This is a genomic window from Veillonella intestinalis (genome assembly GCF_943193155.1).
GTDB lineage: Bacteria > Bacillota > Negativicutes > Veillonellales > Veillonellaceae > Veillonella_A > Veillonella_A intestinalis.
The window spans coordinates 1-15,215 of sequence record NZ_CALPDB010000007.1 but is presented as its reverse complement, the minus strand read 5'-3'; the positions used below and the strand labels follow the sequence as shown (position 1 = coordinate 15,215).

The 15,215-nt window shown below is 35.5% G+C and carries 16 protein-coding genes, 1 rRNA gene and 2 riboswitches; of the genes, 2 read left to right on the top strand and 15 right to left on the bottom strand.

Annotated elements, in window-relative coordinates:
* Nucleotides 1-6 precede the first annotated feature (6 nt).
* From NFR44_RS08895 to NFR44_RS08875, 5 genes are all read right to left on the bottom strand, one after another.
* Complete coding sequence (locus tag NFR44_RS08895; protein ID WP_251444046.1) at nt 7-555, bottom strand: zinc-ribbon domain-containing protein; 549 nt, start codon at nt 553-555, stop codon at nt 7-9.
* A 41-nt stretch (nt 556-596) separates the two neighbouring features.
* Nucleotides 597-1,361 carry a zinc-ribbon domain-containing protein gene (locus tag NFR44_RS08890; protein WP_251444043.1) on the bottom strand — a complete coding sequence of 255 codons (765 nt, stop codon included), beginning with the start codon at nt 1,359-1,361 and terminating at the stop codon, nt 597-599.
* 39 nt (nt 1,362-1,400) lie between these two features.
* Nucleotides 1,401-1,805, bottom strand: coding sequence for a hypothetical protein (locus tag NFR44_RS08885; protein ID WP_251444041.1), 405 nt, complete (start codon nt 1,803-1,805; stop codon nt 1,401-1,403).
* A 324-nt stretch (nt 1,806-2,129) separates the two neighbouring features.
* Nucleotides 2,130-2,822 carry a hypothetical protein gene (locus NFR44_RS08880; RefSeq protein ID WP_251444037.1) on the bottom strand — a complete coding sequence of 231 codons (693 nt, stop codon included), beginning with the start codon at nt 2,820-2,822 and terminating at the stop codon, nt 2,130-2,132.
* A gap of 30 nt (nt 2,823-2,852) precedes the next feature.
* Nucleotides 2,853-3,131, bottom strand: a complete 279-nt coding sequence (locus NFR44_RS08875) for a helix-turn-helix domain-containing protein (protein WP_251444033.1) — start codon at nt 3,129-3,131, stop codon at nt 2,853-2,855.
* Between the two features lie 458 nt (nt 3,132-3,589).
* Nucleotides 3,590-3,681, top strand: a riboswitch (SAM riboswitch).
* A 137-nt stretch (nt 3,682-3,818) separates the two neighbouring features.
* Here NFR44_RS08875 and NFR44_RS08870 point away from each other — a divergent pair.
* Both NFR44_RS08870 and NFR44_RS08865 read left to right on the top strand, forming a co-directional pair.
* A complete protein-coding gene (locus NFR44_RS08870) occupies nt 3,819-4,652 on the top strand; it encodes a MetQ/NlpA family ABC transporter substrate-binding protein (protein ID WP_251444030.1) in 834 nt (277 codons plus the stop codon).
* A gap of 124 nt (nt 4,653-4,776) precedes the next feature.
* A riboswitch (SAM riboswitch) is annotated at nt 4,777-4,870 on the top strand.
* Between the two features lie 91 nt (nt 4,871-4,961).
* Complete coding sequence (locus tag NFR44_RS08865) at nt 4,962-5,792, top strand: MetQ/NlpA family ABC transporter substrate-binding protein (RefSeq protein ID WP_251444027.1); 831 nt, start codon at nt 4,962-4,964, stop codon at nt 5,790-5,792.
* Between the two features lie 160 nt (nt 5,793-5,952).
* On the opposite strand, the gene NFR44_RS08860 is transcribed toward NFR44_RS08865, so the two are convergent.
* From NFR44_RS08860 to rrf, 10 genes are all read right to left on the bottom strand, one after another.
* Nucleotides 5,953-6,375 carry a cytidine deaminase gene (locus tag NFR44_RS08860; protein ID WP_251444024.1) on the bottom strand — a complete coding sequence of 141 codons (423 nt, stop codon included), beginning with the start codon at nt 6,373-6,375 and terminating at the stop codon, nt 5,953-5,955.
* Nucleotides 6,372-7,709 carry a thymidine phosphorylase gene (locus tag NFR44_RS08855; RefSeq protein WP_251444022.1) on the bottom strand — a complete coding sequence of 446 codons (1,338 nt, stop codon included), beginning with the start codon at nt 7,707-7,709 and terminating at the stop codon, nt 6,372-6,374. Before NFR44_RS08855 ends, NFR44_RS08860 begins: the two co-directional genes overlap by 4 nt.
* A gap of 66 nt (nt 7,710-7,775) precedes the next feature.
* Complete coding sequence (gene deoC / locus NFR44_RS08850; RefSeq protein WP_251444020.1) at nt 7,776-8,492, bottom strand: deoxyribose-phosphate aldolase; 717 nt, start codon at nt 8,490-8,492, stop codon at nt 7,776-7,778.
* Between the two features lie 230 nt (nt 8,493-8,722).
* A complete protein-coding gene (locus tag NFR44_RS08845; protein WP_251444017.1) occupies nt 8,723-9,343 on the bottom strand; it encodes a 3'-5' exonuclease in 621 nt (206 codons plus the stop codon).
* A gap of 225 nt (nt 9,344-9,568) precedes the next feature.
* The gene (locus NFR44_RS08840; RefSeq protein WP_251444014.1) at nt 9,569-10,546 is read right to left on the bottom strand and encodes an ABC transporter substrate-binding protein; all 978 of its coding nucleotides are present in this window, start codon (nt 10,544-10,546) and stop codon (nt 9,569-9,571) included.
* Nucleotides 10,547-10,789: 243 nt separating this feature from the next.
* Entirely contained in the window at nt 10,790-11,896 is a 1,107-nt protein-coding gene (locus NFR44_RS08835; protein WP_251444011.1) for an NADH-dependent flavin oxidoreductase, read from the bottom strand.
* Between the two features lie 232 nt (nt 11,897-12,128).
* On the bottom strand, nt 12,129-12,494 hold the full coding sequence (locus NFR44_RS08830; RefSeq protein ID WP_251444008.1) for a MarR family winged helix-turn-helix transcriptional regulator: 366 nt from the start codon (nt 12,492-12,494) through the stop codon (nt 12,129-12,131).
* A gap of 257 nt (nt 12,495-12,751) precedes the next feature.
* A complete protein-coding gene (locus tag NFR44_RS08825) occupies nt 12,752-14,014 on the bottom strand; it encodes a nickel-dependent lactate racemase family protein (protein WP_251444005.1) in 1,263 nt (420 codons plus the stop codon).
* Nucleotides 14,015-14,060: 46 nt separating this feature from the next.
* Nucleotides 14,061-14,564, bottom strand: coding sequence for a GNAT family N-acetyltransferase (locus NFR44_RS08820; RefSeq protein ID WP_251444002.1), 504 nt, complete (start codon nt 14,562-14,564; stop codon nt 14,061-14,063).
* Between the two features lie 512 nt (nt 14,565-15,076).
* Nucleotides 15,077-15,193 (bottom strand): 5S ribosomal RNA (rrf, locus tag NFR44_RS08815).
* Nucleotides 15,194-15,215 lie beyond the last annotated feature (22 nt).

Genomic DNA, 15,215 nt, shown 5'->3' with positions numbered 1-15,215 from the left:
TGATACTTAGAATAGAATCCTACTATTATTGTAAGTTTTATTATGCAATACTATATCGCCGGGATCTACATAAATCATATCTTTTCTTTGATATGTTTGTATCTCAACCCACAATGTTTTATTTAGGCGTGCCTCTACTATCTTACCTTTCTTATTCTCCCTAACAACAGTCCATTTTATATTTTCCACCCTTGCATTTTTCCCCCCTTCTATAAGTAAGACACTTGTTACTCTATCTCCTAAAGTTTCAGACTTTGTTAATTGCATAGTTTGTACAGTAGTGATATAGGCAGTATCTCCAAATCCTAAAAAATGAACACCCAAAAAACCGACTAATATTACTAATAATCCCCCTAATATATATTTTATTATTCTTTTTTTATTATCCAATTGGGGGACATTATTATTTGTTATTTCCTCTTGCGTATTATCATTAGACTCTACTAAACTACTATCATCTAAATTAACTGTTTCTTGAAGCCTAGCACCACAATTGTAACAGAATTTATTATCACCTGAATTTTCAGCATTACACTGTGTACAAATATATTTCATTTAAAGAACCTCTTTCTATCATAAAATATAAAGCAATAGAATTATTTGTGTTCTAATGGATCGGGTCCATATTGATTTCTTCCTTTAGTTCCTCTCTTTGTCGATAAATATAATAGGAAAAAATACGCACCTATGATAAAAAGTGGTTCAAGGTCTTTATATAATTTTGTAGTACCACGTAATGTATGTCCATCATTAAAGACACTTAGTAATGCCATAAATTCTAAAAAAACAATAGCTTTAGAAAGAAAAAATTTATCATCTTTATCATTATCCTCACTATTCGCTTCTACATCCTCATCAAAGGTTGCTAAATCTTGTTGCCTCCTAACATTTATACAGTAATTAGAATATACAAAACACATAGCCAGCGCAATCAGTAACCATTCAATAGGGCTTGACACATTTCCATAATCATCGGAGAGTAAATACCATAGTGTAAGCATAAAAACAAATCTAGATAAATGAATTGTTACTAAACGAAAAATATAAGGTTTTCTATTTAATCTCCCATCTTTTTTAAAAAAAGAATCAATAAAGCCTTTATCTTCAATAAATACTTGTTCTTCTGAATTTAATTTTGGCTCCCAAAAGTCCTCATGTATTTTCGCGCCCACCTTATCAAGTGTAGGAATAACTTTATTTTTTATTACTTCTGCACTATTTTTTTCTAACTTCTCAACATTAGAGTCTATCGTGTTCATTACTACATCTACACTATTTCTTTTTAAGCTTTTACCACAAGCGCCACAAAATTTGGCATCTTTATCCAATAATTTTCCACAATTAGAACAAAACTTTTCCATACTATCCTCCTATAGATTTTATATAAATATACAATGCACTTATTTCTCATAAGAGTCCATCACTTTATAAATTAAACCTCCATGCATTAAAATATTAATTGGAACATCATTTATACTACTGTATGTAACTTCAAATGACTGATTATTATATAACGTAAATTGCATATGAACATTAGCCTTTTTATCGTTATAGAGACATTTTCCCTTAAAATCTACAATAATACGATTATCATCACTAGTAAAAGATTCCCATTTGCTATCTTCAAAAAAATCATCAAAAGCTTCACCAATAGGTATATTAGGATAATCATAAAAGTTTCCATTTCGTACGACTTTTACATTATCATCATAACCGCACCCACCAACTAACAATAAAATAGAAAGTAATATAAAAAGAAATAATTTTGTAGATTGTTTTTGTCTAAAATAAGTTAATAAGTTCATAATTAGCCCTCCCTATCAAAAATTATAAAATTCCTATCCACTTTAATAAACTTTCTCCAATATACAACGGTATACCCATTATTAATCCAGCAATTAATATTGAGGAAATCAATAAATCTAAATGCCCCCACATATGCCCTATAAATCCTGAAAATGATACTATATTATATTTTTTTGCCAAAGAGCAATATACTTTAAATGTTAGCCACCCCCAATAATCAAAGCAATAATATTAATAAAATTACTAAATAATGTGGCCATATAAAAAACTCCTTTTCTACCATAAATAAGACTAATATTAAATTTTATAATTTAAAAGCATATTTAAAAAACTTTACGCTCATTTATTCTTTTATATCTAGCTAATAAAACTATATAAATAATAGGGATACTTAAAAGTACTAAAATAGTTTCAGTTATCCCATTTTTTATAATTAATTTTTCAATATTATTTAGCGCTAATATTGGGAGGCCGAGAAAATATATATGCAGTAATATTCGTATAATAATTTGATCAATTCTACTCAATAAACATATTCCTGCATTAATAAAATCATCCATTACTTCGTTAAATTTAATAATTAAATATCCACGATTCCAATTAATTGAATTAATTATAATTGGTACAGTATATACAATTACTATTAAATTAATAATAGTAATTATGATTATTGTTATAGAGCCAGAGGCTAAATTGTTTAATAATATTTTAAAAAACCACGAGTTAAATAAAGATAAATAAGACCATTGAAATAATCGATGAATAAAAGAATATTTTTCTTTGTCTATAAATTTTATATATCCCAATATTAATAATCCTACAATTAAGCCAATTTCTGGAATTAAATTTTTATCATAAATATCTGTAAAAATTGTAATAAATTCAAAAATACATAAAAAGCTGCCAAAACTATAAGCAATTAATTTAAGAGATATTTTTTTATCTCGCATTAAATTTAATAAAGCTCCTACCACAATAGATGCCAGAATTAATATAATTTTGTTTCCTTCAAACAAGAAAATCCCTCCAAATAACTACAAACTAGCTTATTTTATAAAATTTTTAAAATCTGACACCTCCCACCTTGCTTTTTCTTGATCGCTAAATTCTAAAACTTTAGTGAACTCTATATCAAGGCCCTCTGCTATCGCAATAATAGTATGAACAGATATGGATTTATTATAATTACCACGCTCTATTCTTCCTATACTATTAACACTCATATTAATCGCTTCAGCCAATTCTGATCTACTCAACCCTTTTATTTTTCGAAAATATTCGATTTTCACCCCAATCTGCTTCATTACAACCGATACATCAACCACATCAATCCAACCTTTCTTAATATATCTGCTATAGCAAAGTTCTCATTTTTAGTATGACATATTTTCAGATATTTATTGTTCTAATAATGGTTCTAATCAACCTAAAAATGGTATCAAAAGCCAACATTAAGTTGATTTATTAAAATAATTAACCTAATTCAAAAATCATAAAAATGAAAAAAGCGACTGCAAAAAAGCAGTCGCTTCATCATTTTTATAATTAATTATAATTTTATATTATGAATTTCAAATAAAATTAAACGCATTTTTTCGTTCTATATTCTAATCTTATAAATAAACTTTCAAAAATAAAATTTCATATAAACACTAAAATATATGCTAAGACTTAATAAACACTACCAACAACTTAATTCCTACTAAATTCATAAATTTATATATTTTCCTACTTTACAACTGTCTTTTCTTCATGCTATAATCAGCAAAGAAATTCAATAGCGATATTATCAAGAGTGATGGAGGGACTGGCCCTATGAAATCCGGCAACCATTCGATGGTGCTAATTCCTGCGGCGTATACCGAGAGATAAAAAGTAGTAACGATGACTCGGAATACCCGAGGGCATCGTTTTTTTATTACCCTATCGCTATATTAATTTTGTATTGGGGATGCAAAATTAATAATAAATTTCATACATATTTTTATTTGAGAAAAAGGAGGGCTTCATTTATGAAGAAGTTTTTATCCGTAGCCGCTACATTTGTATTAGGTAGCGCTCTATTACTCGCTGGCTGTGGCAATGATCAAGGCAATGCCGCCGCAGGTTCTGACAAAAAAGTAACCTTAACTGTGGGAGCTTCACCGGTACCACATGCAGAAATCTTAGAACAGGTAAAAGACAAATTAGCTAAAGAAGGAGTTGAACTTAAAATTATTGAGTTTAGCGATTACATCAAACCTAATTTAGCCTTAAATGATAAAGAACTAGATGCCAACTTCTACCAGCATATCCCATATATGAAAAAGTTTGAAGAAGAACACAATATGAAATTTGCATCTGCTGGTGCCGTTCATATTGAACCAATGGGTCTTTATTCCAACAAAATAAAAGACAAAGATTTACAAAAGTCAATTCCTAATGGCGCTAAAGTAGCCATTCCTAATGATCCTACTAATACGGGTCGTGCCTTGCTATTATTACAACAAGCTGGACTTATCACACTAAAAGATCCTAGCAATATTTACTCCACCAAAATTGACATAGCTTCTAATCCTAAAAACTTAGACATTGTTGAATTAGAAGCGGCACAAACACCACGTAGTCTAGACGATGTAGATATTGCTGTTATTAATGCCAACTATGCGTTAGGGGCCCAATTAAATCCCCTTAAAGATGCCTTATTCCTAGACGATAAGAACTCACCATACGCTAACTTAATTGCCGTACGTCCTGGTGATGAAAATCGTCCTGAAATTCAAAAATTAGTAAAAGCCCTTCAATCGGCAGACACTAAAAAATTCATCGAAGATAAATATCAAGGTTCCATTTTGCCAGCATTTTAACATATCTATTGTCACTAGCAAACTATGAACCAATACGAACCGACTCTGCCCCACAGAGTCGGTTTTCTTTTTGCTTTACAAATTTGTCCTCTCATGATATACTTACCAAAGAATTATATATGAAACGTTATCGAGAGTGATGGAGGGACTGGCCCTATGAAATCCGGCAACCATTCGATGGTGCTAATTCCTGCGGTATATACCGAGAGATACAACGCGCAAGCAGTGATGGCTCGGTGTCCGAGGCCATCTTTTTTTATTAACTCATCTGATGTTTCTTAATTACTGTATAACCTGAGGAGGTATAGTATGAAAAAACTTTTATCCCTAGCTGCCACAGCTATTCTTGGTAGCGCCTTATTACTTGCTGGTTGTGGTAGTGACACAGGCAGCTCAACTGGTTCATCTAACAAAGTAACAATTACGGTAGGTGCATCTCCAGTACCCCATGGTGAAATCTTAGAGCAAGCTAAACCATTATTAGAAAAAGAAGGCATTGATTTAAAAATCATCGAATTTACAGACTATGTAAAACCTAACTTAGCCTTAAATGATAAAGAATTAGATGCCAACTTCTTCCAGCATGTCCCATATATGGATAAATTTGCCAGCGAACACAAAATGGACCTTGTTTCCGCTGGTAAAGTTCATATCGAACCAATGGGGATTTACTCCAAAACGATTACAGATAAAAACTTAGATTCCGTATTACCAAATGGTTCTAAAATTGCAATTCCTAATGATCCAAGTAATAGTGGTCGTGCCCTTCTTTTACTTGAAAAAACAGGTTTAATTAAATTAAAAGATCCTAACAATATTTATGCCACTAAAACAGATATTGTAAGCAATCCAAAAAATCTTGAATTTGTAGAATTAGAAGCCGCACAATTGCCTCGTAGCTTAGACGATGTAGCCTTAGCAGTTATCAATACTAACTTTGCCCTAGAAGCTGGCTTAAATCCTGTTAAAGATGCTTTATTCTTAGAAGATAAAGATTCCCCATATGCTAACATCATAACAGTTCGTAAAGGCGATGAAAGCCGTCCTGAAATCCAAAAATTGATGAAAGCGCTTCAATCCGAAGAAATCAAGAAATTCATTGATGACAAATACAAAGGGGCTATTTTACCAGCCTTCTAAGGATCATATAATCTTGTAATCCTTACAATACAATAACTATACTAGGGAATACTACTTCACTAAATATTCTAGTAAGTTTATTTTCCTTGTAAACACAAAGCGAGTTAGCCGTAAAATCACCACACTGGTGTATACGACTAACTCGCTTTTATTATAAATATTATAAATCCCCAGGGCCAAAACTATGAGGCAATATGTCCTCTAAGGTGTAGCTAATGCTATCACCTGTCTCTGTTTCGCAATAAATTAGAGGTATTTTAAACTCCACTAAAACTTGGCGACAGGCTCCACAAGGCATACACGGTCCCTTTGAATCACCGACAATAGCAATCCCTTGAAATTCCTTATACCCCGCTGCCACAGCAGTCTGTATCGCTACTCGTTCCGCACAATTAGTAAGTCCAAATGATGCATTTTCTATATTGCACCCGGTAAATATAGTCCCATCCTTACAAAGTACAGCAGCGCCAACAGCAAACTTTGAGTAGGGACTATAAGAATTCTGTTTTGCCTCATGAGCCGCCTTTAATAGAACAGCGCCTATATCTACTGAAGAATTCGCTAATATAACTGATTCTTTCATATATATGATTCCGTCCCTTCTTCACTGACACGAGCCCACACCAAAGGTTTTGTAACTGGCTTCGTAGTACCAAATTCTAAGGCTGAAATATATCGCTCTTTAGCCTCTGCTAAGGTGCTTGCTGTATTGCTCTGCACATAGGCAATAGGCTCTCCTACCACAACCTTATCGCCTGTTTTTTTCAACATCCAAATACCTGCTTTATAATCAAGAATATCCGCTTTAGTATAACGTCCAGCTCCTAATAGTAACGCAGCCCGTCCACAAGTTTCAGCATCCATATGCATAATATAACCTGAAACGGGAGCCAATATGGCCTCCTTATAAGCGGCCTCCTTAAACATTGGCTCCATTAGCACAGAGCTATCGCCACCTTGAGCCTCAACCATTTCACAAAACTTAGTAAATGCTTGCCCACTTTTTAAAGTATCACTCGCCAATGTATGACAAGCTTCATAATCCCCCTTGCCCCCTAAATACAACATATTAGCTGCTAATTCGAGTGATTCACTGACCAAATCGGCTGGACCATGCCCCTGCAAAGTAGCCACAACTTCGGCAATCTCTACAGCATTGCCAATAGCTTGACCCAAAGGTCGATCCATATCAGTAATTAAGGCCACTGTTTTACGTTGGTTATGAGTACCAATGGCTACCATCATTTCAGCTAATTCTAGGGCGTCTTCATAGGTTTTCATAAAGGCACCACTGCCCACTTTAACATCTAGCAAAATGGCTTCACTGCCTGCTGCTATTTTTTTACTCATCACCGAAGAAGCGATAAGAGGAATGCTATCCACTGTGCCAGTCACATCACGCAAAGCATATAGCAATTTGTCAGCTGGCGCTAAGTTTCCCGACTGCCCTGTAACGGCTACGCCTACGGTGCGTACAATCTGAAAAAACTCCTCCTTAGAAAGTTCTACCTTCACATCGGGTATTGCTTCTAATTTATCAATGGTGCCTCCTGTATGTCCCAGACCACGACCTGACATCTTCGCCACCGGCACACCACAAGCGGCTACAATGGAGGCTATTATAAAGGTTGTTTTATCTCCTACACCGCCTGTACTATGCTTATCTACTGTAACTCCTGGTATACTCGACAAATCAATTTGTTCGCCCGATTGAGCCATAGCCATTGTTAAATCCGCTGTTTCCTCAGCTGTTAAGCCTTGAAAATATACAGCCATAAGCCAAGCACTCATCTGATAGTCAGGAATTGTGCCTTTAACAAGCTCAGTTACCATATATGTAAATTCCGCTTCACTATGAGTGCCACCATTACGTTTTTTTAAAATCAGCTCATTCATATGCATAGGCTTACCTCTCATTTCTTGAGTTATTTAGGACACTATCAGCCATTAATTTGTATAAGTAACAGCAAATGCAATATACTTCTACAGATCAGTTATACTTTTTAAGGATAAAGTCTCATCTAGCCGTGTCTCCAATAAACCAACGGCTGCACTAGCACCAATACGTTCACAACCAGCTGCTAAGTAGGCTAGCATATCTTCTATAGAGCGAATGCCACCTGCTGCTTTTATTTTCACGTTTGGTCCTATATATTGCTTAAATAAGAGCACATCTTCTAAGGTCGCTCCAGCTGTACCAAAACCAGTGGATGTTTTAATGTAATCGGCACCGCCATCTGTCACAGCCTGGCAAAGAACAATCTTCTCGCACTCCGTCAAATAGCAAGTTTCAATAATAACCTTTAAAATCGATTCACCACATACGTCTTTAAGAGCCTTAATTTCTTCTACCACAGCTGCATACTGGCCATTTTTGACAGTGCCAAGATTAACTACCATATCGATTTCATCAGCCCCGTTGGCTAGGGCCTCTTTTGTTTCTGCCACTTTTGCCTCTGTTGTCATATAACCTAAGGGAAAACCTATTACCGTACAAATTGTAATACCCGTTCCATAAGTCTCTCTTACACGTTTCACATAAGCTGGAGGAATACACACGGAGGCCGTCTTAAATGCCAATGCTTGCTCTACCAAGGTCTGAATCTGTGCCCACGTCGCTGTAGGGGCTAGTAATGTATGATCTACGTGAGCTAATATATCACGTCCCGTATATGTCTGTTGTGATTGTTTTTTATCCATCAGTAGCTCCTTAAACCAGAAGGCTTGTCCTATTTACCTATTACCTAATGTCTAGTACCTAGTAGATAATAGATAGTAAATAGTAAATAGTACCTAGTACCTAATTACCTAGTACCTAATTACCTAGTACCTAATTACCTAGTACCTAATTACCTAGTACCTAATTACCTAGTACCTAATTACCTGTTTTCCTATTATCTTTTATAACTATCCTAAAAAACTTAGTACCTTTAGAAGAATGACATCTGTTCGCCAGCTGCTTCTTCTTTTACTTTTTCACGGCGATCATCCGTAATAAAAGACTCCTTCGCTAAGCCTATATTAGCTAACAATTGTTCCATAGAATGAACACCACGCTTTTTAGCCGCTGCAATGGCTACTTGTGCACAAATTTCAGCATCATCTAAGGCATAATGATGTTTAAATTCATAACCTAAGTAAGCAGCCATTGTATTTAATTTATGATTCTGCAAGTCAGGCCAAACTCGTTTTGAAATTTTTACAGTACATGTAAAGTCTAATTCAGGCCATTCAATATTATAATGGTCTAATGTAGCTCGCAGTACACCAATATCAAACTTAGCATTATGAGCAATCACTAATTTACCTTTTAAATGATTTTCATAAATAGCGGGCCAGAGGGCATCAAAGGTAGGTTTATCCATCACTTCTTGCGGTTGAATCTGATGAATAGCAATACATTCTTCATCAAATTGCATAAATGGTGGCTTAATCAAGCTATAGCCTCGTTTAGTAATCTGTCCATCTTCTACTGTTACTACTGCTAATGAGCAAGCACTATTAGCATATTTATTAGCGGTTTCAAAATCTATCGCTACAAAATCAATCATATTAAACTCCTTTATACTATATATCTTTATAAGCAGTATCTTACAATACAATATTTACTATATCGAAAACTCCTATTATTTATTATACCCCATATGATAGGTTTTATCATCTTTTTGCCATACAAAAACACCGTAAGTTCGCTCAAAAGTTAGATTTTCATGGAATCTTAACCTTCTATCGTCCTTACGGTGTCATATGTGCAATATTAAGTAAAACAGAGCTAACTATTTAGCTTCTTGAGGCAAATCATCAGGAATTGTAATCCCCAATTTTTTAGCCATCTCAGGGTTCGTGGCAAGTTTCATAGTCGCTTGCATTTGAACAGGCATATCGGCGGGTTTAGATTTCCCATCTAAAATATCAGCTGCCATATGGCCTGCTTGAACACCTAATTGGTAAAAATCAACAGTATATCCCATAAAGCCGCCTTTTTCAATTAACATGCCATCGGATACAAAAACTGGCACCTTAGCGGCTTCCGCTACAGCTACTAAATTAGGCATAGCTGAAGCAATTAAATTATCTGTTGGCGTATAAATAACCTTTACACCTTTATTAATTAAGTTCGTAGCTACCTGTGGAATATCATTAACACTAGTAATGGTTTCTTCCGCTACTTTAATACCTTTAGTGGCTGCATATTCTTTAAAAGCTGCCACTTGGATCTGTGCATTAACTTCACTAGACGAATAAATAACGCCTACTTCCTTAGTGCCTGGTAATACTTTTAAAATTAAATCGAGCTGTTTCGGCACAGGGTTAAAATTTGTAGTACCGGTTACATTAGTTCCTGGCTTTTCCACGGAATGAACTAAACCAGTACCTTTGTAATCATAAATAGCGGCGCCTACAATAGGAATCTCTTTAGTTGCATTCGCTACAATTTGGGAGGCTGCCGTACCCACTACATAAATAAGATTATCCTTATCGGAAACAAAGCGACTCGTAATACTTTCCATATTAGAATGCTCACCTTGAGCATTTTGGAAGTCCAGTTCAACCTTGTCAGATGTATAACCACGTTCTGCCAAGCCAGCTTTAAAACCTTCTGTTGAAGCATCTAAAGCAGGATGTTCCACTTGTTGTAAAATACCAATACGAAGTTTTCCATCTTGGCTAGCACCACCAGTGCCGCAACCACCTACTAACAATGCTAAGCCCAAAAGGCCCACCATTACACTTACCATACTACGCTTAAACATATAAAAACTCCTCTCTACGCGTTGCCTAATGCAACTTCTACCATTCTACACACTAATCAAAACACTTGATTAGTATTTAACTCCCATGAGTTAAATTTATAAAATAGTATACTATGAAGTTTTATATATTTCAAGTTTTAATTTACTAGGTCATCCCCCCTTTCAAAATGAAATAGAGAATTTGCCCCTCCTATACAGCAGCCACTTAACAACTATATACTCTGAAAAAGGCTCACCAAAGACTTATTTTACTAACAAATGAGGCGCTTTCATTTCAATAAACGTATATGTCCCATTGGAGATCATCAATAAGTCTTTGTCTTGTAAATTCAAGGTATGGCGAATTTCATTATCTCGACCAGCTAGTATTTTAGCAAACCATTTAGGATCAATTAATACACCAATACCAACCGCTGCAATATCAGAATATTGTAGCGCTGCTTCTAAATCAGCACGGTTATGAATATCCCCCACAGATACTAATGGCAAACGGCCATTAATCGTTTCATACACATACTGCAACATAGATTTATCAGCATATTTTTCAAGATTAGTAGCTCGATCATAACGAGTTAACGAAATATGTAAGTAATCTAATTCTTTATCGGCCAATTTATCTACTAGCCATAAAGTTTCTTCTAAATTAAAACCTGGATCCGTTTCTTCTCGTGGTGAAAAACGATAGCCCACAATAAAGTCAGGTACATTCATCTCTTTAACTACACTCAAAACGCCATCTACGACGCGCTCAATAAAGGTATAACGTTTTTCTAATGAACCGCCCCATTGATCGTTACGGCGATTAGAATGCGGTGAGAAAAATTGATGTAATAAATAATGATTAGCGCCATGCAATTCTACACCATCAAACCCCGCTTTAATAGCGCGTACAGTAGCTGCTTTAAAGTTTTCAATAATTTCTTCAATTTCCTCATTTGTCAACTCACGTGGTACTTCAGAGCCTTCACGAGCTGAAGCAATAGCACTTGGCGCTACTGGCTGCTCGCCTTCTAAAGTTTTGCTATCGCTCATGCGCCCTGCATGAAAAATTTGAAGCACTGCTTTGGTGCCATTCTGTTTCATCGTAGCTGCCAAGCGACTTAAACCGGAAATAAACTTGTCATCATATACACCCAATTCACCAGTCCAGCCTCGCCCATTTGGTTGAATATGTGCTACGCCTGTAACAAATAATCCTACATCGCCTGTACGCATTCCATAATAAGCTATTTCATCACCAGTTACCGTATCATCATAATAACTCATACGTGTTGTCATTGGCGGAATCGCTAACCGATTCTTTAATACCACACCATTTCGTAAACGTACTTGCTCTGTTAATTGTTTCATTATTAACTCTCCTTTATTTATTACCAACAGCTGTGAGTTAACTAAATTACAAATCATTCCCACAAACTGACTGATTCACCATCAATTCTACTTTATCAATCACTATATCCATGCATGTTCATACATTTTTATAAATGAATGCTCATGCATATATTTTACTAATAATTTAATATATGTAAACGACCTAAGCAATAATCACGTCTCATCATTGCTTAGATCGGAATTACCAATCTTACGCATAAAATCTCTTTAATACGTCTTCCACAATCGGTTCTGCTTCCGCTAATCGTTTCAAACCACATTCTGTAATAGCAATATATACTCCGCGCTTATCACACTCACAACTAACGCGTTGAATAGAACCACAATTCATCCCTTCCATGCGAACGATCATACGAGACATAGCACTTTGGCTTAATCCCATTTGCTCTTGTAATAAGTTTAAACGCAATTTTTTTTCTTCACTATGCGCTAAAAAATAAAGCACATAATAGCCATTTAAATTTAATGACGAACGAGCTGTTAATTCTTTCTCCAAGGTTTCTGAAATTTCTTTAATCCGTCGTAAATCAGCTAGCCAATTAAGTATATAAGCCATATGTCCACCCCCCTTTAGGCGATTTAATTAATAAATGACTCTATCATTATCAGTCTAAATTTCTGACTTATATTTATTTTATATTTCACAAAATGCATGCACATGCATTTACTTATATCAGTATACATCGAATTATTTAAAAATGCAAGTGCTAATTTTCTTTAAACACTAAAATAAAAACGCCCCTTAGAACTATATTAGCTCTAAGGGGCTATTTCTATTGTATAAGACTTCTCTTTTTCCTATGTCAATGTATTTTATTTTTTAACAATTGGAACTGTATAAGAACCATGAGGCATAAGTAAAATTTCAGCATCGCTGCCCAATTTAGCATCAGCCAACTGAAGGGCTTCTTCCAAAGAATGTACAGGTGTAAAAAAGGCCTTTTTGGCGTATGCATCATCTAAACTAGAAAGTAAATAAAAATCTACTTTTTTCATCAAACGTGTTACTGCATAGGCCTTATGACGTCCAATTTGAAAATCTTGACGAACAGAATCTTCAATAGCTTGAATCGAATCAAAAGTATTAACTGTTTCATCAAAAATAGCCGACCCAGAGCCCTCACGGCATTCAGCTAATAAAATAACTACACCACCTGGCGCTACAGCGCGCACAGCATTATCCATCGTTTTTTGGGATTGATAAATATTAATATCTTTTGGGTAACCCCCTGTAGAGGCAATTACAATAGGTGCTTGACGTTCAATTTCTACCCCGTTTTGAGCATTTACAAAATCACAAGCTGCTTTGTGGGCCGTAATATAGTGACCAGCAAACACCCCAGTGAATTCTTTTTCCCCATTCAATACAACATTTAACAAAAATGTTGGTGGACACATAGCCACACCTTCAATTTGATCATCATAAATTGGGTTGCCTTCTAAATGTCCAATAGTCGCGTTTTCATCAAGCATCAAACTGTGGTTTTGACGAATTGTTTCATAAGATGCTACCCCTGGTAAAATAGCTTTTCGGCCACCACCAAAACCGGCAAAGAAATGATGAACTACGGAACCTGTACAAATAATATGGTCTGCATCCACTACATGACGATTTAAATATACTTCCGTGCCAAAAGAAGTGGTGCCTACATATTTAAAATCATCAGCTTTTTTAGCGGAAGAGTTAATCATTGTTACACGACCAGCCGCTTCCATGCCCACTTCGCTAATCATTTCAGCTTCAGTCATATCACGATGCGTCCCTAAAGCAAATACAATTTTAATATTTTCATCTGGGATACCTGCCTCATTAAGATAATCTAGTATAATGGGCATAAATACATGCGTATTAGCAATTCGCGTTGTATCATTTGCAATAATAGCAACTGTTTCATTAGGTTTTACTAATTCTTTTAGTGGTTTAGAATCAATGGGATTTTCTAATGCATCACGAATAGCAGATTCTGGATCAACAATAACTGGCGTTTCAGCCATATGTAATTCCCCAATAACACGCTTTTCATCCAAAGTACAATCAATCATCTGCTCTCCATAATGAAACGAATATGTTTTCATCAGTAATCCTCCATCAATTAACACTAAACTATACTTATATTTTAGTTTAAACTAGTAACATGTAATTTTCAATATCTAAATAACGCCCTTGTTTGACTCCAACCTCACGAATAGTACCACAAAAAGTGAAATTAAATTTATTATGTAAAGCTACACTAGCCTCATTACCAGCTGTAATCACTGATACAACCAAATGCACCGTTGGATCCTCTTTAGCAAGTTGTAATATATCTGCCATTAAACGACTTGCTATTCCCTTTCCCCGAAAATCAGGCCCCACATAAATAGACAATTCAACGGTACTTGAGTAAGCTTCTTTACTCCGATATTCTGATAAAGTTGCATATCCAGCTACCGTATTTTCAACAGTAGCTACAAGTAAAGGGTGGTTTTTGATATTATGTGCCTCATACCACTCAGTCCACTCTTCAATGGTTCTAGGACGTATATCCAGCGTTGCTACACCATGGAGTACCTCATAATTATATATGTCTAATAAGGCTGCAATATCTTGTCGTTCCCCACGACGAATTGTAATATTAATGCTCATATAAACCTCGTTTCTCTCTACTCAAAGTATATTTTATGATGGTATCAATTATATCATATTATCAAGCACATTGGGGAGTTCTTACAGTCCTTCAAAGCTGGTTCACTACTTTTCCCAGCTTCTGGGAGGATAGGAAGCAGATTCTAAAACACGGTATTCTTTCCTATCTGTTCGACAGCTGTGAATTCTTCTTCGAAGAATTTTACGCTGCGAACTAAAAGATTCACACCCATTTGTGCGTCACACTTAGTACATATTAAATACGTCCGTTCGGATGCTGTGGATTTCTCGAAGAGAAATCTTACGCCCCGAACTATGCGATTCGCAATAATTTATGCGTCACTTTGCTCCTATAAATTATGCTCTCTGCATACCAGGACTGCTTCTATTGTGCTTTAACACTTAGAGATACTCCTACTATGTTGGCTGGAAACTAACCTGATGAGTTACTCAGTAGCTCATCAGTAAAAGCAAAAGGGCCATACCTTTCGGTATGACCCTTTGCTTTTATTAATCAGCGACTACCTATCCTCCCAGGCCGCTTCCAGCCAAGTACTTTCGGCGTTTACGAGCTTAACTACTGTGTTCGAGATGGGAACAGGTGGACCCTCGTAGCTATCGCCACTGAATCTGTCAGAGCTTGTACTCTGA